Below are 23,646 nucleotides of genomic sequence, written 5' to 3'. Positions count from 1 at the left end.
GTGCTCGGGGCATGCTGAGTCAGTACGGCTGCCCACCCCGCACGTCCTCCTCGGTGGCCGGGACGATCCGCATCGCGTGGCCGCTCCCGCCCGTCATGCGGGCCGGAACGGTCGTGCGGGCGGTCACGAGGAACCGGCTCACGGCGACGGCCTCCGGGTTGCTCTCCAAGTCGGTGTCGGGTGCGTCGGTGTAGAGGTGGGCCACGTGCGGTCCCCCCGGGAGGAAGTCTAGCGGCACGCGCACGGTGCGCGCGTGCTCGTCGGTGAGGGTGCCGACGAACCACTCGTCGCCGCTGCGGCGGGCGATGCTGACGTAGTCGCCGATGGCGCCGTCGACGACCCGGGTGTCGTCCCAGGTGGCGGGTACGGCCCTGAGGAACTCGAACTCGGGCGCGTCGGTGTAGTGCTCTGGTATGTCGGCGAGCATTTGCACACCGCTGAGCAGCACCGGGTACAGCGCGATCTGGTGCGCCCGGGTGGTGTGCACGCGCGTGCGGTCGTTGGAGTCCCCGTGGGGGTCCTCCGGCGACTGCGGCGGGAACCAGGTGATGCCGAAGATGCCGGGCGTGTAGTCCAGCGGGCTGGCCAGCATGCGGGTGAACGGCAGCGTCACGGTGTGCTCGGGCGGATTGCCGCGGCTCCACGCCTCGTACTCCTGGCCCCGCACGCCTTCGCGGGACACGAAGTTCGGCCAGGTCCGTTCGATCCCGGTGCCCTTGATCGGTTCGTGCGCGTTGATCATCAGCTGGTGCTCGGCGGCCTTCTCGATCACGCGCTGGTAGTGCCGCACCATCCACTGGTCGTGGTGGTGGTGTTCCTCGATCGTGCCGGCGTAACCGGTTTTCACGGCGGGCAGTCCGAGCTGCTCGTACAGGGCGAACGCTTCGTCGAGCTGCTGCTCGTAGTTGTCGACGCCGCCGCCGGTCTCGTTGTGCGCGACGAGGTCGACCCCGCGCTGCTTGCCGTAGGACACCACGCGCTCCAGGTCGAACTGCGAGTTGGGGGTGGTGAAGTCCTGGGAGTCCCCGAAGTCGTCGGACTTCCAGCCCTTGTTCCAGCCTTCGGCCAGCACCTGCGGGATGCCGTTGTCCGCGGCGAAGTCCATGTAACGCATCACGTTCTCGGTGGTGGCGCCGAGGTCCGGGCCGTCCGTCCACGTGCTCCGGCCCTTGTGGATCTCCCACCACACGCCGACGTACTTGGCGGGCGCGATCCAGGAGGTGTCGGCCAGGGCGCAGGGCTCGTTGAGGTTGAGCACCAGGTGCGATTCGACCAGGTCTCCCGGGCGGGTGCCGACCACGAACGTGCGCCACGGAGTCGAGAAGGGGCCGCGCAGGCGGGCCTTCGTCCGGCCTTCGCCCTTGCGCGGCACCAGTGCGCTGCGCAGGTCGGGGCCGCCGTCGATCTTGCCCAGCGTCATGTCCGGGTAGTCGTGGAGCGCCGCTTCGTGCAGGGCCAGGTACAGGTCCTCGGCGAGCTGCACGCTCAGCGGCGTCGCAGCCGAGCCCAGCCGCTCTTCCGGTTCCTCGCGCGAGTCCTCCGGGGCGACCAGCCCGCCGATCCCGCTCAGCGGGGTTTCGGTGTGCTGGTACTCGTAGGAGGTGTAGTTCGCGGGGATCGACCAGGCGGTGTGGTCGGCGGTGAACCGGAACTCGGTGTGCTCGTCCAACACGCCGAATTCGCCCCAGCTCTCGCCGAGCAGGTATCGGAATCCGGCTCCGTCGTCGAAAACCCGCACCTCCACGTCCAGTTCCCGTCCCCGCGCGTGCGGTGCGCGCAGCCGGATCACCGCGCGGTTGCAGTGGCTGCGCACCTCGGAGCGCGCACCCCACACCGGTGTCCACGTCTCGTCGAGCTCGTCGCGGTGCACCGCAGCCAGCGCCATCCCCCGGCGGAGATCCGCACCGCCGTCGAGTTCGAACCCCATCCCGGACCAGGTGATGGCGGTCCTGCCCGCGTGCAGCACGCAGTACTGCGGGTGCCCGTCGACCACTCGGAAGCGCAGCTCGACGGCCCCGTCGGGCGAGGGCACCACCAGCGGAGCCCCGGCCGCTTCGGCGGCGGTCACCGGCCCGGTCCCGAGCGCCGGCCCCGCGACCGCACCGGTGGCCGCCATTCCTGCTCCCGCCACGAAAGCGCGACGGCTCATGTCACGTCCCGACACGCGAAGCACCTCCAGTCCCGTGGAGTCGATCGGAGGGGTTGATCACAGCAATGCGAGGTGTATCGGTCAAGGATTCAGAAGTGTTCAGTGCGAGGGTTTTCGATTACTGAGCAGTACTCACGCGGACGGAGCAGGGGAGCGGGTTCGGCCTGTCTCCGCGGTTGACCTTCCCCAAGGGGCAAGGTTCTACGTTGTCGCTGCAACGGAGAAACCCCCGGTCACGGGCGATGAGGAAGGCGTTGTGGACGCGGTCGAACTGCAGGTGCGCGGTATGGAGTGCGGCGCGTGCGCCGAGCGCATCGGTGCGGTGCTCAAGCGCGTCGAGGGCGTGCGCGAGGTGTCCGCCGATCACGTCTCGGACCGGGTCCGGATCCTTCTCGGGCCGGAGCCGCCGGAGCGGCAGGTACTGGTCGAGCGCCTCGGGAACGCGGGCTTCGAGGTGGTCGAGGGGGCCGCGCGATGAGTGCGACGACCGCGGAAGAGGCCCGGCTGTGGGAGTCCGAGCCGAGTCCGCATCCGGGGCACCGGCGGGTCCGGGCGAAGGTCGCGGGCCTGCACTGCTCGCTGTGCACGGGCACGATCGAGAAGACCCTCGGCCGGCTGGACGGGGTCGGCCAGGTCGCGGTGAGCCTGACGCACGAGCAGGTGCTGGTCGACTACGAGGCCGAGCGGATCACCCCGGAGCGGATCCTGGGCGACCTGCGCGACGTCGGCTACGAGCTGTACGACCCGCGCAAGCTGCGCGCCTTCGCCGACGAGGAGCGCGACCTCGTCCGCGAGGGAAAGCGGTTGCTGGGTGCGGTGGCCGCGAGCCTGACCGCGATCGGACTCATCGCCGAGCTCGCCGGGATCTGGTCGGTGCTGGTGCCGCTGACCGTGGTGGCGTTGATGGTGCCGGTCTCCTACGCGGTGCTGCGCCGCGCCGGCCGGGCGGTGGCGGGGAGCGGCGCGCTGGCCGTCGTGGCACCCGGGGTGGCCGCGCTCGTCCTGCGCGGCACCGGTGCGCTGGACCCACCGGTGCTCGGCTGGGTGGCCGGACTCCTGGCCGCGGCCGTGGTCGCCGGGGTGGCCCCGCACATCCTGCGGATGGCCTACCAGTCCGCGCGGCGCGGCGTCCTCAACCAGCACGTGCTGCTGGAGGTCGGCGCGTTCGCCGGCATCACCGGTGGCGTGATCGGGCTGACCGGCCTGCTGCCCGGGTACCCCACGGCGGCGTTCTTCGCCGTGTCGGTGCTGGTGGCGAACTACCACGTCTTCTCCGAGTGGCTCTCGCTGCTGGTCAAAACCCGCTCCAGCCAGGCGGTCAAGAAGCTGCTGGACCTGCAGCCCGACCTGGCCCGCGTGGTGGGCGCCGACGGCGCCGAATCCGAGGTGCCGGTCGAGGACGTCGCAGTCGGCCGGCGCATCCGCATCCGCCCGGGCGAGCGCGTCCCGCTGGACGGCCGCATCGTCTCCGGGGAGTCGGCGATCGACTTCTCGCTGGTCACCGGTGAAGCCGTGCCGGCGGAGCGCGGCCCGGGCGGCGAGGTCGTCGGCGGGGCGATCAACGGCACCGGCAGTCTGGTGGTGGAGGTGGCGGCGACCGGCGCGGAGGGGTTCCTCGCCCAGGTCGCCCGCCACGTGGAGGACTCCCGCGCGCTCAAGCCGGGCATCCTGCACCTGGTCGACCGGGTGCTGCGGATCTACACCCCCACCGTGCTGACGATCTCCGCGCTGGCGCTGCTGGTCTGGCTGACCGGCACGTGGGTGTTCGCCGGCGAGCCCGACGTGCGCCGGGCGGTGTTCGCCGCGCTGTCGGTGCTGGTGATGGGCTACCCCTGCGCGGTGGGCATCGCCGCTCCGCTGGCCATCGTGCGCGGCACCGGGCAGGCCGCGGACCGGGGCGTGGTGATGCGCACCGGCGAGGCGTTCCAGACCTTCCGGCTGGTGCGGGCCGTCGTGCTGGACAAGACCGGCACGCTCACCGAGGGCAGGCTGACCGTGCGCGACGTGCGCGCCACCGCCACCGGCGAGGACGAGCTGCTGGAGCTGGCGGCAGCGGCGGAGCAGCACTCCGAACACCCGCTGGCCCGCGCGATCGTCGACACCGCCCGGAACCGGGGCGTGCCCGTGCCCGAGGCCGAGGACTTCGAGTCGGTCCCCGGTGCCGGGGTGCGCGCCACCGTGCGCGGGCGGGACGTGCTCGTCGGCAAGCCGGAGCTCCTCGCGGAGTCCGGTGCGGACACCGCGGGGCTCGCTGTGCGGAGCGAGCAGCGGGAGGACTCCGGGCACACCGTGATCGCCGTGGCAGCCGGTGGAGCCGTCCTCGGAGCGCTGGCGCTGGGCGACGAGCCGCGCCCGGACGCCGCCGAGGCGGTCGCAGCCATGCGCGAGCGCGGTGTGGAGCCGGTGCTGGTCACCGGGGACGACGAGCGGGCGGCGCGGTACGTCGCCGCGCGCCTCGGCATCGACGACGTCCGTGCCGGCGTGCGCCCGGAGGGCAAGGCCGCCATCGTGCGCGAGCTGCAGGCCGGCGGCACGCGGGTGGCCGTGGTCGGCGACGGCATCAACGACGCGCCCGCGCTGATGCAGGCCGACGTGGGCATCGCCGCCGGTGGCGGCACGGACATCGCCGTGGAGTCCGCGGACGTCGTGCTGCTGCGCGAGGACGTGACCGCCGTGCTCGACGCCCGGGAGGTCAGCGCCCGGGCCTACCGGCGCACCCGGGTGAACGTGGGCTTGGCGTTCACCTTCAACGGCATCGGGATCCCGCTGGCCACCACCGGGCTCGTCTACCCCGTGTGGGCCATGATCGCCATGGCCGCCTCGGTGACCTCCATCTTCGTCAACTCCATCGGCACCCGCCCGTCGCTGCTGCTGGAGGCCGTCGGCAGCCTCGGCCGGATCGATCCGGACGCGGGGGAGCGCACCACCGGGTGAACTGCGCTTTCGCCGAGGCCGCGGTGCTGGTGGGCCCCGGCTTCGAACGGAGGGGGCCTCGAACGGAGGGGCGACAATGGGCGGACGAGCCCGCGAAGGAGGGATCGCCATGGTGCACACCGTCGGCGGCGCGGCCGGGATCGTCGGGGTCTCGGCCAAGGCCATCCGGTTGTGGGAGGCCAAGGGCCTGCTGCCCGCGGCCGAGCGCACCGCGTCCGGCTACCGCCTGTTCACCGACGGCGACATCGCCGTGCTGCAGTTCATCCGCCGCGCCAAGACCCTCGGGCTCACCCTGCCGGAGATCAAGAACATCCTCGACCTGCAACGCCGGGGAAGCGTGCCGTGCGACCGGGTCACCGCGCTGCTCGACGAGCGCATCAACGACATCGACCGGACCCTGGTCGAGCTCCGCGCGCTCCGCACCACGCTGGCCTCCGTGCGCGAGAACGCGCGCAACGACCAGCGCCGCGGCGCGAGCGCCACCGTCTGCCGCATCATCGAGACCCCGGCCGAGCACGGTGACGCGGGCTCCGAGGCGTAGCTGCGCGCGGAGAGCAGCGCTGCTCTCCGCGAACCGCCCCGCGTGAGCAGCCGGAGCGGGGCGCACCGGTCGGGATCCGCGGTGCTCGCCGGGAGGAGGGAAGGTTCCGGTGCGGACGCCGGGCGTGCGCGCCCGGCCGTGACGCTGCCCTCCGCGCAGCGGTGGATCGTGCGGCAGTTGCCGGTGCTGTGCCGCGTTCACACCCCCGGCGGGGAGCCGCCGGGCACCCGGCCGCCGCTTTCGGCGTAGGTCAGCAGCCGCTTCCGGTCGGTGACGGTGATCTTCCCGCGGTGCAGCCGGACGAGTCCCCGCTCGGCCAGCTCCCCCAAGGCGGTGGTGGTGCGTTCCCGGGTGGCGTTGGCCAGACCGGCGAGCTGGTGATGGGTCAATCGGACCGGTTCGGGGGCGGTCTCCGGCGGAGCCCCCTTCGTCAGGGTCCACAACGTGCCGGCCAGTCGCTGCGGGAGGCTCTTCGACGCCAGGTCGGTCAGGCGGCGTTCGAGCTCGGCGATCCGCTCGGTCATGTGCTCGACGATGCGGGTGGCGATCCGCGGGTCGGCCAGCAGCAGCTGCCGCACGTCGTGCAGACCCATCAGGCACAGTTGCGACGGTTCCAGGGCCTCGGCCCAGTCCTCGCCCATCCGCAGTCCGATGAGCGGGAGGTCTCCGAACACGGTGCCGCGGCCGAGCAGCGCGGTGGTCACGGTCTGTCCCGCGGAGCCGATCCGGTACAGGCGCACCCGGCCGCGCTTGATGATGAACAGCGCCTCGGCCGGGCGCTGCGGGCTGTAGAGCACTTGCCCCGCGGGGACGTCGCGCAGCGGGGCACGCGCTCCCAGGTCGGCCATCTCCCGCCGGGAGAGGTCCTGGAAGAGGTCGACCTCGGACAAGCATTGACGTCCTCATCGCCCTGAGGGCGGTGATTCCTCCTGGTCATGTTGCGGAGACCGGGGAGGGGGTTCACGCAACCGGCCACCCGTGCGAGTGCCTCGCCCCTGGCGGGGACTGCGCGTGCTCTGTGCGCTGACGTTCCCGTGCACGCCAGCGCCCGCCCGTCCGGCGGTGGGAAGCGCTCGATCAAGGATGGTGCGAGCCGCGTTGCGGTCGGCGTGGTCGGTGTGTCCGCACTGGGTACACGAGAACAACCGGCCGCACCCCTCTCGCGATTCGGGATCACGCGCGCCGCACCGGTTACACGTTTGCGACGTGCCCGGCGCGGGCACTGCGATCAGCTCGCCACCGTGCCGGCGGGTTTTGTAGCCGAGTTGGCGGCGGATTTCGAACCATCCCTGATCGGTAATGCTGCGGTTCAGCCCGGCTTTCTGCTGCACACCCGACCCAGGCGCATCGACCGTGCCCCGCGCGGAGCGGGTCATGCTGGAGACCTTCAAGGCTTCGACCGCCACGGTGCCGTGGCTGTTGGCGACCTCGGCGGTGAACTTGTGGTTCCAGTCGGCGCGGCGGCGAGCCTGCCGCGCCGCGATCGCGCTGATCTGCGCGCTGGTCTTGCGCAGCCGGTTGGAGTACCGGCCACCGTTGTGCTTCTTCGCGTAGGCGAGTTGCCGCGCCTTGCGGCGCTCCAGTCCACGCAGGCGTTGCCGTTCACCGGGGGTGAGCGTGTCGGGACGTTGCCGCGCGGCTGCTTCGGTGGACAGAAACACCGAACAGGAAATGCCGACATCGATACCGACGGCCGGGCCGGTGTGCACCGGTTGCTCGACCGGTTCGGGTATGTGCACGCCGAACGCGACGTGCCACCCGAGCCCGTCCCGGCTGACGGTGGCGTTGCGCACTGTGCCGCCGAGCGGACGGGACAGGCGGAAGGTGACCCAACCGAGTTTCGGCAGTTTCACCTGTGCCGTGCGGCGCGACACCTTCCGCACCTGCACCGCCTGCCCGACGAACGGGACGGAGGGGGCATCGCGTTTCTTCTTGAACTGCGGAAACCCAGCCGGGTGCTGCGAGTTGAAGAAGTTGTCGTACGCCGCGTCGAGGTACCGCAGCACCTGTTGCGCGGACTGCGCGGGCAGGTCGCGCAGCCAGCCGCACTCTTGGCGAGCGTCGCTGAGTTCGGCGCACTGCTGCGTCGCACGCACCGCGACCCGCTGCGCGGACTTGTAAGCCCAGATGCGTTGCGCCAAGGCGGTGTTCCACACCGCGCGGCAGGTGTGCGCCCAGGAGGCGAGGCGGTCGGCCTGCTCGCGAGTGGGGTAGAGCCGGTACTTGCGAGCGGTGTTGGCCTTCATGGCGCACCTCCTTCCCGCGGAGATAGTAACGATTAGGTCCGACAGGAACGCTGGCGCTGATGCACTCCCGCCCCGAAGGGCAGGACTCTCCCAGCTCGCCTGGTAGAGGACCAGCGCGGTGACGATTCCGTAGAGCAGGTGCCCCAGCAGGCTCTGCGCGGCGCTGGTGCCCATCTGCAGCACGGGCATGCCCAGCTCGGCCGGCATGAGCAGCAGGCCGTCGAGCACCCACCAGATCACGCCGTAGGCCAGACCGGAGCCCGTCCGGCCCAGCATGCGCTCCGCGGCCCGGTCCGTTCGGTGACCGCCGTTACACAACGAGGTCCTGCCGGGGTGGGCACCGACGGGCGCGTCGGCCCGGTCCGGTGCCCGAGGTCAGCGATCCCGCTCGTCAGCGGGCGAGCGGGACGGCGCGCGCCGCACCGGGGACCGGACGAGGACCTCGCCCGGTCTCACCGCCGGCGCCGGAAGAGGCGGAACGCCCGGCCCCGCGCGGGTTCCCCCTCGTCGAGCAGGCGCGGTGCGTGCTCGCGTACGGCGGCGCGGACCTGCCGGAAGCTCGGGTTGACCAGGGCGTGCTGGCCGACGAAGACCGTGGGAACGGTCTCGTCGCCGCCGGTCGCCGCCCGCACGCGCTGAGCGGCCCCGCGGTCCTTCCAGATGTTGACCTCCCGCACGGGCAGGGCGCTGCGGCGCAGCGGCACCCTGAGCGCCATGCAGAACGGGCAGCCGGGGCGCCAGTAGAACTCGACAGCGCTGGGCGAGTCGTCGTGTTCCGCGTTCATCGTGCCTCCACGAGGGCCTCGGTACGCATGCTCCCATCCCGGCGAGCCGGTCGTCGCGCTCGAGTGCACCGGTTGCGGGGGAGAGGTCGCAACGGAATTGTCAGCCCCGTGACGAACGACTCCGCGCCGGACAGCTCCGAGGACCGCGATGCCGCCTGGCGGCACTACCTCGCGGATTTCCACGACCGCAAGTCCGGTGTCACCGAACGGGTGCTCAGCCGCGTGGACGGTTCGCCGCACGCGTGGTTGGTCGCCCCCCTGCGCGGCACCGCGGGCAGGATCGTGGACGCCGCGTGCGGCTCCGGACCGACGCGGGAGCACCTGGCCGGGCGCGACTGGGTCGGCGTGGACCTCAGCGCCGGGGAGCTGGCCGCGGCCGCGGCCGCCGGGCGGGGACCGCTCGTGCGGGCCCGCGCCGATGCGCTGCCGTTCGGCGACGGTGCTGCTGGTGCCGTGTGCGCCGCGCTGTCGCTGCAGGTGCTCACCCCGCTGGAGGCCGTGCTGGCCGAGTTCAGGCGCGTCCTGCGGCCGGGTGGTCTCCTCGTCGCCCTGGTGCCGTCCCGGATCGGCCTCTCGCCGCAGGGCTGGCTCGGCTGGGCGCGAGTGCTGCGGGCCCTCGGCGCCACGGGCCAGCCCTGGCCCAACCCGCGCGCCTGCGACGGCCTTCCCCGCATCCTGGCCGGGCACGGGTTCGAGGTCCGCAGCACCGAGCGGCGGATCTTCCGGTTCCCGGTGGAGACCGGTGAGGCCGCCGCGCTGCTCGTCGACAGCCTGTACCTGCCGGGCACTGGCGCTGACCGCCTCGAGGCGGCCAAGGGGGAGCTCGGGCGGTGGGCGCGTCCGGGACGGAGGCTTCCGCTGCCGCTGCACCGGGTGCTCGCCCGGTCGCCGCGGTACCGATGACGCCGCGGTGGTTCGCCTGGTTCTCGGCGTCCTGCGTTACTTTGACGACCGCCTGCATGCTGCAGCACGACCTGACCGAGGTCCGAGGCGCGCGTGATGTGAGGAGATCCGCATGGCCGACGCGAGCAACACCCGCCCCGTCGAGGAGCAGGTCGTGCGCGACTTGCGCGACAAGCTCACCTACGGGAACTACCTGCGCCTGGACCTGCTGCTGTCGGCGCAGCAACCGATCAGCGAGCCGGAGCACCACGACGAGCTGCTGTTCATCATCCAGCACCAGACCTCCGAACTGTGGCTCAAGCTCGTGCTGCACGAGTTGCGCGCGGCCCAGGAGCACATGGCCGGCGACCGGCTGCGGTCCGCGCTCAAGGGCCTGGCCCGGGTCAAGCACATCCAGCGCACGCTCACCGAGCAGTGGTCGGTGCTGGCCACCCTGACCCCCTCGGAGTACGCGGAGTTCCGCGGTTTCCTGGGCAGTTCCTCGGGCTTCCAGTCCGCCCAGTACCGCGCCGTCGAATTCGTCCTGGGCAACAAGAACGAGGACATGCTCGAGGTGTTCAGCCACGACGAGGCGGCCCGCGCGATGCTCGTCGAGCTGCGCGACCGGCCGAGCATCTACGACGAGTTCCTCCGCTACCTGGCCCGCTGCGGACACCCGGTGCCGGAGTCGCTGCTGGAACGCGACGTTCGGCAGGCGCACACCTTCACCCCCGAGCTGGTGCCGGTGATCCGCGGCATCTACGAGGCGCCGAAGGAGAACTGGGAGGCCTACGAGACCTGCGAGGAGCTGGTGGACCTGGAGGAGAACTTCCAGATCTGGCGCTTCCGGCACCTCAAGACCGTGGAACGGGTGATCGGGTTCAAGCGCGGCACCGGCGGCTCCAGCGGGGTGGCTTTCCTCGAGCAGGCGCTGGACCTCACCTTCTTCCCCGAGATGTACGCGGTGCGCACCGAGATCGGAGCGTGCGGAGTGCAGGACGCGCAGCAGTGACCTGGCAGACCGGAGGCAAGACCATGCTGGACCGCGCCGCCGCGCAGGAGAAGGCCCGCGCCCTGGACGAGACCGATCCGCTGCGCGCGCACCGGGCGGAGTTCCTGCCCACCGGGGTAGGCGACGTCCTCGCCTACCTCGACGGCAACTCGCTGGGACGCCCGATGCGGGGCACCGCCGAGCGGATGGACGAGTTCATCCGCGAGCAGTGGGGACGGCGGCTGATCCGCGGTTGGAGCGACGGCTGGCTCGACTGGCCGCAGCAGGTCGGCGACCGCCTCGGCCGCACCGCGATCGGTGCCGGCGAGGGGCAGGTGGTGGTCGCCGACTCGACCACGGTGCTGCTCTACAAGCTCGCCCGCGCCGCGGTGGACGCCCGTCCGGGACGCACCGAGATCGTGCTGGACACGGACAACTTCCCGACCGACCGCTACGTGCTGGAGGGCATCGCGGCCGAGCGGGGCCTGGACCTGCGGTGGATCGCCACCGACCCGGCCGCGGGGGTCACCGCCGAGCAGGTCGCCGCGGTGGTCGGACCGGACACGGCGCTGGTGGTGTTCAGCCACGTGGCCTACCGCTCCGGGTACCTGGCCGATGCCGCGACGATCACCCGCACCGCGCACGACGCGGGCGCGCTGGTGCTGTGGGACCTTTGCCACTCGGTCGGTTCCGCGCCGGTGCAGTTGGACGACTGGGAGGCCGACTTCGCGGTCGGCTGCACCTACAAGTACCTCAACGGCGGGCCGGGAGCGCCCGCGTTCGGGTACGTGAACCGGCGCCACCACGGCAGGGTGCACCAGCCGATCTGGGGCTGGATGGGTCACCGCGAGCCGTTCGCGATGGGCCCGGGACACCAGCCCGCCGAGGGGGTGCGCGGCATGATCAGCGGCACGCCCCCGATCCTGGCCATGATGCCGCTGGTGACCGGTCTGGACGCGCTCGAAGAAGCCGGTATCGGGGCTGTGCGGGAGAAATCGCTGGCACTGACGGGCTTCGCCCTGGAGCTGGCCGACGCCTGGGTGCTCGACCGGGGCGTGGAACTGGCCTCGCCGCGCGAACCGGCGCGCCGCGGCGGCCACATCACGTTGCGCCGCGGGGACTTCCGCGCGGTCAACGACCGGCTCTGGGAGCGGGGCGTCATCCCCGACTTCCGCGCTCCGGACGGCATCCGGATCGGACTGTCACCGCTGAGCACGAGCTTCACCGAGGTCTACGACGGACTCTCGGTGCTCGCCGACCTCGTCGAATCCGGTGCGCAGCGGTGACATCGCCGCTAACTCCGACGCCAACGTAAATGCCACGGGTATCGACCATCATCGCACCTCGCCTTCCGCGCTGAACAGGGCTCCGTGCGCGGTTCGGAGCCCTCAGCTCACCGCATGGCGCTACAGATCGTCGGCCACGATGACGCGGCCGTCGAAACCGCGCTGGGCTTGATGGCGCCACCGTTCATCGGACACCGAGGACGGTGGGGCCGGGGCGAGGCGGCTCAGCACGGGGGCGGCGACGCCGGCTCTCTGGGCGAGGGAACCGACCGCCGCTGCGGGTGCGTGGGACTGGGTCAGGTGGGCGATCTTGTGGTCAGGCGTGCCGTTGGCGCGGTACCACTCGATGTCGAGGGCTTCGTGGAGGAGGACGTCGGCTCCGGTTGCGAGTTCGACGATGTTGTCGCTGGCGGCCGCGCCGCACGGTCACCGGCCCGTTGCGGTGCAGGATCAGCAGGTGACTGCCGGCCGCGTCGAATTCCGACCTGTAGGGCTGCTCCCGGTGGCTCGAGACGTACAGCCACTCCCAGCCGAGACCCCTGCTGGTGCGGTCGGGCTGGATCCAGGGCTGGTCGAGGATGCCGTTGGTGTCGGCCAATCCCAACTAGGGCATCGTTGCCGTTCCTTCCGCGGCCCGTGATGCGAGCGATCGCCTTCCTGCGTGAGGTGGCGACACGTTAGCGCCGGTTCGCTCGTCGTGCAAGGTGCTGCCGGTGCGGGCGCGGCAGGAGCGTCCGGAGTGGACACCCCCACCGCGCTGACGCACCGAGCCCTCGCGGGCTGCGGGGAGGGAAGGGCGGCTGAGCGCCGCTGTGGATCGCGACGAGCTGGCGGACCCGCCGCGATCCTGCTCACGGTGACCACCGCAGCGGGGCGATCACCGCAGCGGGAGTGCGGAACTCCGCTGGCTCACTCCTCGTCCTCGGAAACGCCGGCGTTCCCGACCGTTTCCGCTTCGGTCTCCTCCGCGGCGGATTCGCCGTCCACGGCGGTCTCCTCGTTCACCGGGTCGGTCACCTCGTCAGCCATGATTCCTCCTTCGCAACGAGCACGGACGATGTGCACCTGGAGTGCACCATCGCCGGCGGGGTCCGGCCAAGAAGCAGCGGGCCAAGGCGAGGTGGCCGCTCGGTGACAGGATCGCGGACTCCTCCTAGCTCCCTCCACAGTGGTCCGGGGGGGCACCGCGGCACCGACCGGGCCGGGGCGCACCCACCGGATCAGGCCGGGTGCATCCGCTCGCGGGCCTCGCGGTAGGCCTCGCGCACCGGCCGCAGCGCAGTCGGATCCCCCGCCGGCACCCGGCTGCGGGTGACCTCCCAGGCCGGCGGCTCCGCCGCTCCCGCCAGGGCCCAGGCCGCCTGCCGCGCCGCCCCGATGGCCACGTACTCGTCCGGCGCGGACACCTCGACGTCGGCGCCGAACAGGTCCGGGGCCGCGCTCCGCACGGCCGCCGAGCGCGCAGCTCCGCCGGTCAGCAGCACGCGGTGGACCTGCACGCCGCGTTCGCGCAGCAGGTCGAGCCCCTCGGCGAGCCCGCACAGCATGCCCTCGACCGCGGCCCGGGTCAGGTTCGCCGCGGTCATGTTGGCGGTGCGCAGACCCGTGACCGTGCCGGTCGCTCTCGGCAGGTTCGGTGTTCGCTCCCCTTCGAGGTAGGGCAGCAGCGTCAGCCCGCCGGCACCGGCCTCGGCCCGCGCGGCGAGCCGGTCCAGCCCGTCGAGGTCGGTACCGAGCACCTCCGCGGCACTGCTGAGCACGCGCGCGGCGTTGAGGGTGCACACCAGCGGCAGGTACCGGCCCGTCGCGTCGCAGAAACCGGAGATGTCCCCGGTCGGGTCGGCGACCGGGGACTCGCCGACGGCGAAGACCGCTCCCGAGGTCCCCAGCGAGACCACGACGTCGCCCGGACCGATTCCCAGGCCCAGCGCCGCACCCATGTTGTCGCCCGTGCCCGGCCCGAGCACGAGGCCGCCGCGGTTCGCGACCTGCTCGGCCGGTCCGCACACGCGCGGCAGCTCCGGCACCGACCCGAACGCCCGCCGGACCAGGTCGCTGCGGTAGCTCTCCGATCGCGGCGACCAGTACCCGGTACCGGAGGCGTCGCCCCGGTCGGTGGTGGTGCGAGCGGGATCGCCGGTGCCGGCCAACCGCCACGTCAGGTAGTCGTGGGGCAGGCACACCGCCGCGGTGCGCCCGGCCGAAACCGGGTCGGACTCCGCGAGCCAGCGCAGCTTGGCCACGGTGAACGAGGCGCGCGGCACGATCCCGACCGCCTCGGCCCACTGCTGCGGACCGAGCTCGGCGGCGAGCGCATCGGCCGCCGCGGCGGGGGCGAGGTCGTTCCACAGCGACGCCGTGCGCACGGCCTCGCCCCGCTCGCCCAGGCAGACCAGCCCGTGCTGCTGGCCGGCCACCGACACCGCGGCGACGTCGTCGATCCCTCCGGCCCGGTCGACGGCGGTGTTCAGGGCCGCCCACCAGTGGCGGGGGTCGACCTGGGTCCCGCCGGGATGGTCGGCTCGCCCCTCGCGCACCGGGGCACCTGTACCGGCATCGCGGACGAGCACTTTGCAGGACTGGGTCGACGAATCGATCCCCGCGACCAGGGTCGTGATCAGCGCGCTCCCATCAGGTGTTCCACGGCCAGCTGCTGCAGGCGCGCGTTCGCCGCGCCCCGTTCGGCCGCCTCGTCGACGTCGAGCTCCTCGGACAGGAGGCCGGTGACTCCTTCTCCGCTGTCCAGAGTGGGCACCGACAGCTGGTCCACGCGCGCGGCCTCGCGCGCCTCGGCGACCTCGGGGTCCCGGCGGAACCGCAGCGCTCGTTCCCGCAGGGCCAGGTAGGTGCGCATGTTGGAGCGCGCGCTCTCCCACACGCCGGACTCGTCCTCGGTGCGCAGCGGTTTGTAGTCGAAGTGGCGCGGCCCTTCGTAGCCGCCGTTCTCCAGCAGGTCGACGAGGAAGAACGCGTTGATCAGGTCCCCGTGCCCGAACACGAGGTCCTGGTCGTAGCGGGGACCGTGCTGGCCGTTGAGGTCGATGTGGAACAGCTTGCCCTGCCACAGCGCCTGGGCGTAGCCGTGCACGGCGTTGAGGCCCGCCATCTGCTCGTGGCCGACCTCGGGGTTGACCCCGACCATCTCCGGGTGGTCCAGGGTCTGGATGAAGGCCAGGGCGTGGCCGATGGTCGGCAGCAGGAGGTCGCCGCGCGGCTCGTTCGGCTTGGGCTCAACGGCGAACCGCAGCTGGTAGCCCCGCTCCTTGACGTAGTGCGTCAGCGCGTTGAGGCCTTCGCGGTACCGCTCCAGGGCAGCGGTCGGGTCGTAGGCGGCCTCGGCCTCCGAGCCCTCGCGGCCGCCCCAGAACACGTAGGTCTGCGCGCCCAGCTCGGCGGCCAGGTCGATGTTGCGGGCCGCCTTGCGCAGGGCGAACCGCCGCACGTCGCGGTCCTTGGCGGTCAGCGCGCCGTCCTTGAACACCGGGTGTCCGAACAGGTTGGTGGTCGCGGTCGGCACCACCAGTCCGGTTTCGGCCAGCGCCCCGCGGAACCGCTCGATGATCGCGGTGCGCTCGGACTCCGGCGTGCCGAACGGGACCAGGTCGTCGTCGTGGAACGTGATGCCGTAGGCGCCGATCTCGGCGAGCCCGTGCACGGCCTCGACCGGGTCGAGGCGCTCGCGGGTGGGATCGCCGAACGGGTCGTCGGCCCGCCAGCCGATCGTCCACAGGCCGAAGGCGAAGCGGTCCTGGGCAGTGGGGGTGAGGTCCATGTGCTCTCCTCGTATCGGGTCGGGGAAGGCGCGGCCGGGTGCTCAGCCCGTCCGCGCCAGCGCGGTGCGGTCCATGTCCTCGAGAGTCCGGCCCCTGGTCTCGGGGACCCACTTGAGGACGAACCACACCGACACCGCCGCGAAAGCGGTGTAGCCGAGGTAGGTCAGCGACAGGCTGATCTCGGACAGCGGCGGGAAGGTGGCGGTGATGGCGAAGTTCGCCAGCCACTGGGCCGCGGCGGCCACCGCCAGGGCCGGGGCGCGGAACCGGTTCGGGAACATCTCGCCGAGCAGCACCCACACGACCGGGCCCCACGAGATGGCGAAGAAGAACACGAACGCGTGCGCGGCGGTCAGCGCCATCGGGCCGTACGGATCGGCCAGCTCCGGCTCGCCGTCCACGGTGCGTGCGCGGCTGAAGGCGAACGTGGCGATCGCCAGCATGACCGTCATGCCCGCCGAACCGGTCAGCAGCAGGGGGCGGCGTCCGACCCGGTCCAGCAGCACCAGGGCGACGACGGTGCCCAGGATGTTGAAGATCTGGGTGGACAGGCTCAGCAGCAGCGAGCTGGACTCGTCGATGCCGACCGACTGCCACAGCGCCGAGGAGTAGTAGAAGATGACGTTGATCCCGCCGAACTGCTGCAGCGCGGACAGGACGATGCCGACCCAGACGATCGGGAGCAGACCGGTGCCCGCTCTGCGCAAGTCCCGCACCCGCGGCCGGTGGTCGTTCGCCACGGACTCCCGGATCTCGGCGAGCCGCTCGTCGACGTCGCCGCCTTCCGCGTTGCTCAGGACCTCGCGGGCGTTCTCCTCGCGGCCGCGGGCGAGGAGGTAGCGCGGTGATTCGGGGATGGTGAGGGCCAGCATGCCGTAGAGGACGGCCGGAGCGGCCTCCGCGGCCAGCATCCACTGCCACGCGTCGATCCCCAGCAGCGGCTCTTCGGCGCCGCCGGCCGCGCCGGCGATGATCCAGTTGACGGCCTGGGAGATCGCGATCCCCAGCACGATGGCCAGCTGCTGCAGCGAGCCGAGGCGTCCCCGGCTGCCGGCCGGGGAGATCTCGGCGATGTAGGCCGGTGCGATCACCGAGGCCATGCCGACCGCGACGCCGCCGACGAGGCGCCAGAAGGTGAAGTCCCAGACGGTGAAGGGCAGTGCCGAGCCGATCGCGCTCAACAGGAACAGCACGGCGGCGGTGCGCATCGCGACCAGGCGGCCGTACCGGTCGGCGAGCGTCCCGGCGTTCCAGGCTCCGAGCGCCGAGCCGATCAGGGCCATCGCCACGGCCAGTCCGGTGACGACGGAGCCCACGTCGAAGGTGCTGCGGATGGCGGTGACGGCTCCGTTGATCACGGCGGTGTCGTAACCGAAGAGGAAGCCGCCGAGCGCCGCGACCGAGGCGAAGTGCACCGTGCGCAGGGGGTGGGTGCGGGGTCTGGGACCTGGAGTGCCGGTGGTGGAATGGACGGACATCGATGCTCCATTGCATTGGTGGGGCACGTGCACTCAACAGTGGTTAGTAAGGATCGTATCCTTACTAACTTGTGTCAAGATGGAACTCGCCCCTCGCCGAGCGGATGGGCGGAGGTCACCGAGAGCCGCGGTGCCCGCACCCGGCAGCGGCTGCGCGGGCCGCACGAGGAGGTTTCGCGTCATGGCCGACCCGAGGACGGTCCGGCAGATGAACCGGCAGCACGTGCTCGAGCTGTTCGGCGACGGGCAGCCGCGTTCGCGCGCGGCCGTGGCCCGCGCGACCGGGCTGACCAAGCCCTCGGTGGCGTCGATCATCGACGCGCTGCTGGAGGAGGGCCTGCTCGTCCCCGCCGGTGTGGGCGAGGCCGGTGTCGTCGGCGGCCGCCGGCCGAACCTCGTGGTCTTCAACCCGGACGCGCGCGCCCACGTCGGTGTGCACCTGGGTGTGCGCAGCAGTTCGGTCGCGGTGGCCGATGCCCTCGGGCAGACCCTGGCGCAGGCGGCCGTGCCCAGCGCGATCGGTGACGCCGCGGCCGGAGTGCGGCAGCTGGGGCCGCTGGTCCGCGAGACGGCCGAACGGGCGGGGGTGCCCGTCGACCGCATCGCCTCGGTCGGGGTGTCGGTCTCCGGGCTGGTCGACCACCGCAGCGGGCACTGCCTGCTCGCCCCGAACCTGGATTGGCACGACGTGCCGCTGCGCGAGTGGATCGAGGAGCTGTTCGGCGTCCCGGCGGTGATCTACAACGAGGCCCACGCCGGTGCGCTGGCGGAGCAGCGCTTCGGCTGGGGCGAGGGGGTCGCCAACTTCGTCCGGATCATGGTCAGCGCGGGGGTCGGCGCCGGTGTCGTGCTCGATTCCCGGTTGTTCTCCGGAGCCGCCGGGATCGGCGGGGAGATCGGGCACTGCCGCGTCGAGGACGACGGTCGGCTGTGCGCCTGCGGCAACATCGGCTGCCTCGAGAGCGTGGCCTCCCAACCCGCGATCCTGCGGTCGGTGCGCGAGCTCGACGGCCAGGGTGCGGACAGCGGCCTCGGAACCGGCAGCGATGTCGGACCCGACAGCGGCATCGGGGCCGTGCTGGCGAACGCCGCGCGCGGCGACGCCGCGGCGGTGGCGGCGGTGCGGCGCGCCGGGACCGGGTTGGGACGCGGCATCGCCTACCTCCGCAACGTGCTCAACCCGGACCTGGTCGTCCTCGGCGGCGCGGTGGCCGGAGCCGGGGAGGAGCTGTGGGCTCCGCTGGAACAAGCGGTGCGGTGGTCCTCGCTGCCGCAGTCCGCCTGCCGCCTGGTGACGAGCTCGTTGACCAACGCCGAGCTCGACGGCGCCGTGCTGCTTGCGCGCGAGCACGTCGCGCTCTGACCCGCGGTCCGAGCCGGCTGGCTGCGGCCCCGGCCCCGCGGTTGCGCGCCCAGTGCCGCGATCCCGCGCAGCCGCCCGGCTCGCGCCGCGGGACGTGCGTCGCGCTGCCGGGCCGGTACATCCTGGACATCAGTGCGCGGCCAGTACCATGCCGCCCATGGAGGAGCTCACCCGGCCGTTGGCCACCTCGCGGCGCGCGGAACTGTTCGACGCGGTGGTCGACCTGTTCCTGGCGGAGGGGTTCGCGCACCTGACGCTCGGCGAGCTCGCCACGCGGCTCAAGTGCTCGAAGTCCACGTTGTACACCCTCAGCGACAGCAAGGAGCAGCTGGTCCGCGCCGCCACGGTGCACTTCTTCCGCCGGGCTGCCGAGACCGTCGAGGAGCGCGTGCAGCGGACCACCGGAGCGCGGGAGCGCATCACCGCCTACCTCGCGGCGGTGGGCGAAGCGCTGTCGGTGGCTTCCGAGCAGTTCATGACCGACCTCGACGAGTTCGCCCCGGCGCGCGAGGTCTACGAGCAGAACACGGCGATCGCGGCGCGCCGCGTGCGCGAACTGGTCGACGAAGGCGTGGCGGCGGGGGAGTTCCGCCCCGTCCACGCCGCGTTCGCGGCCGATTTGACCGCGACGATGATGGTCCGCATCCAGCGGCGCGGCGTCTCCGCCGCGACCGGGCTCGACGACGCGGCGGCCTACCGCGAGCTCGCAGCCATCCTCACCAGCGGGGTCAGCGCCTGAGAGGGCGTGCCGCCGGCTCCGCGGAGCCGGGCTCCTCGGCGCGCGGGCACGTCGCCGCGGCGAACCCGCGCGCCGAGGGGAGCGGTTACTTCGGTCCCATTCGGACGGCGCCGTCCAGGCGGATCGTCTCCCCGTTGAGCATGGTGTTGTCGACGATGTGCGCGGCCAGCGCCGCGTACTCCTCCGGCCGGCCGAGCCGCGAGGGGTGCGGGATCTGCTGGCTGAGCGAGTCCTGCGCCTCCTGGGGAAGTCCGGCGACCATCGGCGTTTCGAAGATGCCCGGAGCGATGCTCGTCACGCGGATCAGGTGCCGGGCGAGCTCCCGGGCGAGGGGCAGGGTCATCGCGGCGACCCCGCCCTTGGAGGCGGCGTAGGCGGGCTGTCCGATCTGGCCGTCGAAGGCCGCCACGGAGGCGGTGTCGACGATGACGCCGCGCTCGCCGTCGACGGGTTCGGTCGCGGCCATCCTCTCGGCGGCGAGCCGCACGACGTTGAACGTGCCGACGAGGTTGATGCGCACCACGTTCTCGAAGTCGGCCAGCGGGAGCGGGCCGCTGCGCCCCAGCGCTTTGCCCGGGGTTCCGACGCCGGCGCAGTTGACGGCGACGCGCAGGTCCCCGAGCTCGGCAGCGGCGTCGAGCGCGGCGCTCACGTCCTCCTCGGAGGTGACGTCGGCCGCGGTGAAGTGCGCGCCGTCCCCGAGCTCCTCGGCCGCGGCCGCGCCGTTCGAGGACGGGAGGTCGAGCAGCACGACCTGCGCTCCTCGGCTGTGCAGTTCCCGAGCTGTGGCGTGGCCGAGTCCGGAGGCCCCTCCGGTGACGACCGCGACGGATCCGTCGATGTTCACGCGTGCTCCTCACAGGGTTCGGACAACGGGGTGCGGACACCAGGTGCGGTGATCGGTCCCGCTCCCCGGCCCGCGGACCGGGGAGCGGCGGTGATCAGTGTGCCGGGCGGCGGTGCTCGTGGCGAGAGCCGGGGCGTTCGCGGGATCCGCTCCTCAGCTCGCGGCGAGGGAGCGGCCGGTGACGAGGCGTTGGATCTGGTTGGTCCCCTCGAAGATCTGCGTGATCTTCGCCTCGCGCATGTAGCGCTCGACGCGGAAGTCGCCGGTGCAGCCGCAGCCGCCGAGGACTTGGACGGCGTCGGTGGTCACCTTCATCGCCGCGTCGGTGGCCACCAGCTTGGCCGCGGAGGCGCTGCGGGAGCAGGGCGACCCGGCGTCCCGGCGGCGGGCTGCGTCGAGGTAGGTCGCCCGCGCCGAGGCCACCGCTGCTTCCATGTCGGCGAGCAGGAAGCCGAGTCCCTGGTGGTCGATGATCCGCTCGCCGAAGGTGGTGCGCTCCCGCGCGTAGGCCACGGCTTCGTCGAGGGCGGCCTGGGCCAGCCCCACGGCGACCGCCGCGATGCCCATGCGTCCGGCGTCGAGGGCGCTGAACGCGATCTGCAGTCCCTGGCCCTCCTCGCCGATGCGGCGGTGCGCGGGGAGGAACGCGTCGTCGTAGTACGCCGCGGTGGTGGGGACCGCGTGCAGGCCCATCTTGTCCTCGGGGGTGGCGAAGGTCAGCCCCGCCGTGTCCTTCGGCACCAGGAAGCAGGAGACACCGCGGGAGCCCCTGCCGGTGCGGGCGAAGAGGGTGTAGAAGTCGGCGATTCCGCCGTGGGTGATCCACGCCTTGCTCCCGTTGACCACGTACCCGCCGTCGGTCGGGGCTGCTCCGCAGGCCAGCGCGGCGGCGTCGGACCCGGCCTGCGGCTCGGAGAGGCTGTAGGCGCCGACGACCCCGCCGCCGAGCATCTCGGGCAGCCAGCGCTGCCGCTGCTGCTCGCTGCCGAACGCCAGCAGCGGGTAGCAGGCGAGGCCGTGCACGCTGACGGCCACGGCCACCGCGGCCCAGCGCGCGGCGATCTCCTCGAGGACCTGCAGGTAGACCTCGAAGGGCTGCCCGCCACCGCCCCACTCCTCGGGGAACGGAAGGCTCAGCAGGCCGGCCTCGCCGAGCGTGGTGAAGACCCCCGCGGGGTAGCTCCCCGTGCGCTCGTGCTCGTCGACCACCGGGTCGAGCGCGCTGTCGCAGACCTGGCGGGTGAGCTGGATCAGGTCCCGTGCTTCCGCTGTGGGCAGCAGGCGGTCCACGGCCATGGCTTCCCTCGGTAGGTACGGATAACAGTACTGAGTTACCACGAACAGTACTGTCGCGGAGGAGGCGCGGCAAGACCGCCGCCCGCGCTGTTGCGGGAGGCGCTGGGACCAAAGACTCTGCCCGGCTCCGCCACCTCCGCGCACGCTCACCCGTGGAACCCCATCGCGCCGGCCCCGCGGAGCCTGGCGAGTTCCGCGCCGTCGGCGCGCCGCCAATCGAGCACCGGAGGAGATCCCCATGAGCGAGGTTCAACCGATTCCGGAGGAGTACCCGCGCGTGACGCCGTACCTCGTCGTCGACGACGGTGCTGCCGCGATCGACTTCTACACGTCCGTGCTGGGCGCCGTGGAGCGGATGCGCATGCCGACCCAGGACGGGAGGATCGGGCACGCCGAGCTCAGCATCGGCGGCTCCATGGTCATGCTGTCGGACATGGACGACCGCAACCCGCGTGCGCTGGGCGGGAGTCCCGTGCTGCTGCACGTGTACGTCGAGGACGTGGACCGCACCTACGACCAGGCGGTGCAGGCGGGGGCGACGGGCGTGAGCTCGGTCGAGGACCAGTTCTACGGTGACCGCGCCGGCCAGTTCGACGACCCCTTCGGGCACCGCTGGTCCATCGCCACGCACGTCGAGGACGTCTCCGAGGAGGAGATGCAACGGCGGGTCGAGCGGGTGATGAGCGGTTCCACCGCCGAGGCGGAGTGAGGCGCGACCGGGGTCGCGCGGGCACCCGCGGCACGACCCCGGCGCACGAGGTCGGTCGCGCGGGGACGGCGTTGGCGGGAGGGCGGAGGCCATAGTGCGAGGAGGACAGCCATGACCACCACATCTTCCGAGCAGATCCGCGAGGCGTGGGACGCCCTCGCACCCCGGTTCGACGAGTTCACCACGACCGAGTGGACGTTGCCGTTCGGCGAGGAGCTGCTCGACCGGATCGACCTGCACCCCGGTGCCGCGTTCCTCGACGTGGCCTGCGGCAGCGGTGCGCTGGCGGTGCCCGCCGCCCGCCGGGGTGCGCACGTGGTCGCGGTCGACATCGCCCCTGCGATGATCGAACTCCTGCGTGCGCGGGCCGAAGCCGCAGGCGTGTCCGACGTGGACGGACTCGTCATGGACGGCGAGGCGCTCGAGCTGCCCGCGGACACCTTCGACATCTCCGCCTCGCTCAACGGCGTGTCGCTGTTCCCCGACGTGCGGGCCGGGCTCCGGGAGGTCGCGCGGGTCACCAAGCCGGGCGGACGGGTGCTCATCGCCGCGTTCGGCGCGCTGCGGGATGCGGAGTTCCTGGCCGTGTTCCTCGGTGCCCTGCGCGCCTCCGTTCCCGGGTTCGCCCCGCCGCCGATGGACCCGCCACCGCTGCCGTTCCAGCTGGCCGACCCGGCGCGGCTCCACAGCGAGCTGGTCGACGCCGGACTGGCCGATGTCCACGTGGACCCGGTGACCTGGGAGAGGACTTTCCCCTCAGCCGAACGCTTCTGGGACGTCGTCACCGCCAGCAACCCGATCGCGGCACAGCTGACCCGCGGCCTCAGCGACGCGCAGCGGACCGAGGTGAAGCAGGTGCTCGACGGGATGTTCCGGGAGAAGTCCGGCGGGCGGCCGGAGGCGGTCATCAGCACCGGGATGAACATCGGCACCGGAACAGCCTGACCGCGCTCCGGTCCGCCGGGCCGGAGCGCATCACGCGGCGGAGGCCTCGCATCGCCCCTCCGGGCGGTTACGAGGCCTCCGCCGCATTCGTGCTGCCGGGAGCCGGCTCGTGCGAGGCCCGCTCCCGCACCGCGCGGCTGAGCGGGCCTCCGGCGTCGGCGGGGCTCGTGGGACTCTCGTTCCTCGTCGGACGCCGGCCCTCGTCAGACGCCGGGCCGCAGCGCGTCAGCCGGTCGGCGTCCGGTGCACCGGTTTGGCGTGCACGACGATCGCGTAGATGCCGAGCAGGGCGGCGACCATGAGCACGATCGACAGGAGAACGCCGCCGGGCAGGGCCAGGTTGTTCAGGAAGCTCAACGCGAGCAGGACACCCCCCGCGATGCGCGCCCACAGCTGCCCGAACCACGCGCCGACGGCCGCCGCGAGGAGCACCGCGCCGGTGACGACGAACCCCCAGCCGTAGGCGCGGTAGTCGGCCAGGACGGGCGTGGACGCGAGGTCCAGGCCCTCGGTCCGCACCACCGCGGTGATGCCGCCGACGGTGTGCAGGACGCCGATGGCGGCGAGCACCAGGACCCCCAGGACCCGCCACGTCTCGTGCCCGCTCCACGCGGGCCTGTGCACAGCGCTCGTGCCCATCGCGGGCCTCCCTCGGAGGAATGGTTCGCGGCCGGGCGCCGTT

General features: G+C 72.3%; 20 protein-coding genes. 10 read left to right on the top strand and 10 right to left on the bottom strand.

The window, feature by feature from the left end:
• Positions 1–19: 19 nt before the first annotated feature.
• Positions 20–2,164 carry a glycoside hydrolase family 97 protein gene (locus ACVGV0_RS14060; RefSeq protein WP_459156126.1) on the bottom strand — a complete coding sequence of 715 codons (2,145 nt, stop codon included), beginning with the start codon at positions 2,162–2,164 and terminating at the stop codon, positions 20–22.
• A 241-nt stretch (positions 2,165–2,405) separates the two neighbouring features.
• Here ACVGV0_RS14060 and ACVGV0_RS14055 point away from each other — a divergent pair, with 241 nt between their 5' ends.
• From ACVGV0_RS14055 to ACVGV0_RS14045, 3 genes are all read left to right on the top strand, one after another.
• A complete protein-coding gene (locus ACVGV0_RS14055; protein ID WP_459156125.1) occupies positions 2,406–2,627 on the top strand; it encodes a heavy-metal-associated domain-containing protein in 222 nt (73 codons plus the stop codon).
• Positions 2,624–5,083, top strand: coding sequence for a heavy metal translocating P-type ATPase (locus ACVGV0_RS14050; protein ID WP_459156124.1), 2,460 nt, complete (start codon positions 2,624–2,626; stop codon positions 5,081–5,083). The genes ACVGV0_RS14055 and ACVGV0_RS14050 overlap by 4 nt, the downstream gene beginning before the upstream one ends.
• A 109-nt stretch (positions 5,084–5,192) precedes the next feature.
• Positions 5,193–5,624, top strand: coding sequence for a MerR family DNA-binding protein (locus ACVGV0_RS14045; RefSeq protein ID WP_459156123.1), 432 nt, complete (start codon positions 5,193–5,195; stop codon positions 5,622–5,624).
• A gap of 197 nt (positions 5,625–5,821) precedes the next feature.
• On the opposite strand, the gene ACVGV0_RS14040 is transcribed toward ACVGV0_RS14045, so the two are convergent.
• The 3 genes from ACVGV0_RS14040 to ACVGV0_RS14030 all read right to left on the bottom strand — a co-directional run bounded on the left by ACVGV0_RS14040 (position 5,822) and on the right by ACVGV0_RS14030 (position 8,655).
• On the bottom strand, positions 5,822–6,514 hold the full coding sequence (locus ACVGV0_RS14040) for a Crp/Fnr family transcriptional regulator (RefSeq protein ID WP_459156122.1): 693 nt from the start codon (positions 6,512–6,514) through the stop codon (positions 5,822–5,824).
• A 12-nt stretch (positions 6,515–6,526) separates the two neighbouring features.
• Positions 6,527–8,146, bottom strand: coding sequence for an RNA-guided endonuclease InsQ/TnpB family protein (locus tag ACVGV0_RS14035; RefSeq protein ID WP_459156121.1), 1,620 nt, complete (start codon positions 8,144–8,146; stop codon positions 6,527–6,529).
• Positions 8,147–8,322: 176 nt separating this feature from the next.
• Positions 8,323–8,655 carry a glutaredoxin domain-containing protein gene (locus tag ACVGV0_RS14030; protein WP_459156120.1) on the bottom strand — a complete coding sequence of 111 codons (333 nt, stop codon included), beginning with the start codon at positions 8,653–8,655 and terminating at the stop codon, positions 8,323–8,325.
• Between the two features lie 108 nt (positions 8,656–8,763).
• Here ACVGV0_RS14030 and ACVGV0_RS14025 point away from each other — a divergent pair, with 108 nt between their 5' ends.
• The 3 genes from ACVGV0_RS14025 to kynU all read left to right on the top strand — a co-directional run bounded on the left by ACVGV0_RS14025 (position 8,764) and on the right by kynU (position 11,814).
• On the top strand, positions 8,764–9,558 hold the full coding sequence (locus ACVGV0_RS14025; protein ID WP_459156119.1) for a class I SAM-dependent methyltransferase: 795 nt from the start codon (positions 8,764–8,766) through the stop codon (positions 9,556–9,558).
• A 112-nt stretch (positions 9,559–9,670) separates the two neighbouring features.
• Entirely contained in the window at positions 9,671–10,549 is an 879-nt protein-coding gene (locus ACVGV0_RS14020) for a tryptophan 2,3-dioxygenase (RefSeq protein WP_459156118.1), read from the top strand.
• Positions 10,550–10,572: 23 nt separating this feature from the next.
• Complete coding sequence (gene kynU / locus ACVGV0_RS14015) at positions 10,573–11,814, top strand: kynureninase (RefSeq protein ID WP_459160015.1); 1,242 nt, start codon at positions 10,573–10,575, stop codon at positions 11,812–11,814.
• Between the two features lie 1,220 nt (positions 11,815–13,034).
• Here the strand turns inward: kynU and xylB are convergent.
• The 3 genes from xylB to ACVGV0_RS14000 are packed head-to-tail and all read right to left on the bottom strand — an operon-like array spanning position 13,035 to position 17,065.
• Positions 13,035–14,435 (bottom strand): xylulokinase, encoded by a 1,401-nt coding sequence (gene xylB / locus ACVGV0_RS14010; protein ID WP_459160014.1) that lies wholly within the window; start codon positions 14,433–14,435, stop codon positions 13,035–13,037.
• The gene (xylA, locus tag ACVGV0_RS14005; RefSeq protein ID WP_459156117.1) at positions 14,432–15,586 is read right to left on the bottom strand and encodes a xylose isomerase; all 1,155 of its coding nucleotides are present in this window, start codon (positions 15,584–15,586) and stop codon (positions 14,432–14,434) included. The genes xylB and xylA overlap by 4 nt, the downstream gene beginning before the upstream one ends.
• Before the next feature lie 42 nt (positions 15,587–15,628).
• Complete coding sequence (locus ACVGV0_RS14000) at positions 15,629–17,065, bottom strand: sugar porter family MFS transporter (protein ID WP_459156116.1); 1,437 nt, start codon at positions 17,063–17,065, stop codon at positions 15,629–15,631.
• A gap of 181 nt (positions 17,066–17,246) precedes the next feature.
• Here ACVGV0_RS14000 and ACVGV0_RS13995 point away from each other — a divergent pair, with 181 nt between their 5' ends.
• Both ACVGV0_RS13995 and ACVGV0_RS13990 read left to right on the top strand, forming a co-directional pair.
• Complete coding sequence (locus ACVGV0_RS13995) at positions 17,247–18,428, top strand: ROK family protein (RefSeq protein ID WP_459156115.1); 1,182 nt, start codon at positions 17,247–17,249, stop codon at positions 18,426–18,428.
• A gap of 157 nt (positions 18,429–18,585) precedes the next feature.
• Positions 18,586–19,167 (top strand): TetR/AcrR family transcriptional regulator, encoded by a 582-nt coding sequence (locus ACVGV0_RS13990; RefSeq protein ID WP_459156114.1) that lies wholly within the window; start codon positions 18,586–18,588, stop codon positions 19,165–19,167.
• Between the two features lie 85 nt (positions 19,168–19,252).
• On the opposite strand, the gene ACVGV0_RS13985 is transcribed toward ACVGV0_RS13990, so the two are convergent.
• Together ACVGV0_RS13985 and ACVGV0_RS13980 are read right to left on the bottom strand one after the other, a co-directional pair.
• Complete coding sequence (locus ACVGV0_RS13985) at positions 19,253–20,014, bottom strand: SDR family NAD(P)-dependent oxidoreductase (RefSeq protein ID WP_459156113.1); 762 nt, start codon at positions 20,012–20,014, stop codon at positions 19,253–19,255.
• A 153-nt stretch (positions 20,015–20,167) separates the two neighbouring features.
• Positions 20,168–21,310, bottom strand: coding sequence for an acyl-CoA dehydrogenase family protein (locus tag ACVGV0_RS13980; RefSeq protein ID WP_459156112.1), 1,143 nt, complete (start codon positions 21,308–21,310; stop codon positions 20,168–20,170).
• A 238-nt stretch (positions 21,311–21,548) separates the two neighbouring features.
• Between ACVGV0_RS13980 and ACVGV0_RS13975 the strand changes: the two genes are divergently transcribed.
• Both ACVGV0_RS13975 and ACVGV0_RS13970 read left to right on the top strand, forming a co-directional pair.
• The gene (locus ACVGV0_RS13975; RefSeq protein ID WP_459156111.1) at positions 21,549–22,019 is read left to right on the top strand and encodes a VOC family protein; all 471 of its coding nucleotides are present in this window, start codon (positions 21,549–21,551) and stop codon (positions 22,017–22,019) included.
• Positions 22,020–22,130: 111 nt separating this feature from the next.
• Positions 22,131–22,964, top strand: a complete 834-nt coding sequence (locus ACVGV0_RS13970; RefSeq protein WP_459156110.1) for a class I SAM-dependent methyltransferase — start codon at positions 22,131–22,133, stop codon at positions 22,962–22,964.
• Between the two features lie 225 nt (positions 22,965–23,189).
• On the opposite strand, the gene ACVGV0_RS13965 is transcribed toward ACVGV0_RS13970, so the two are convergent.
• Positions 23,190–23,603 carry a DUF7144 family membrane protein gene (locus ACVGV0_RS13965; protein WP_459156109.1) on the bottom strand — a complete coding sequence of 138 codons (414 nt, stop codon included), beginning with the start codon at positions 23,601–23,603 and terminating at the stop codon, positions 23,190–23,192.
• Positions 23,604–23,646 lie beyond the last annotated feature (43 nt).

The sequence above is a fragment of the Salinifilum ghardaiensis genome (genome assembly GCF_054491345.1).
This window is presented reverse-complemented; position numbering and strand designations above follow the sequence as displayed.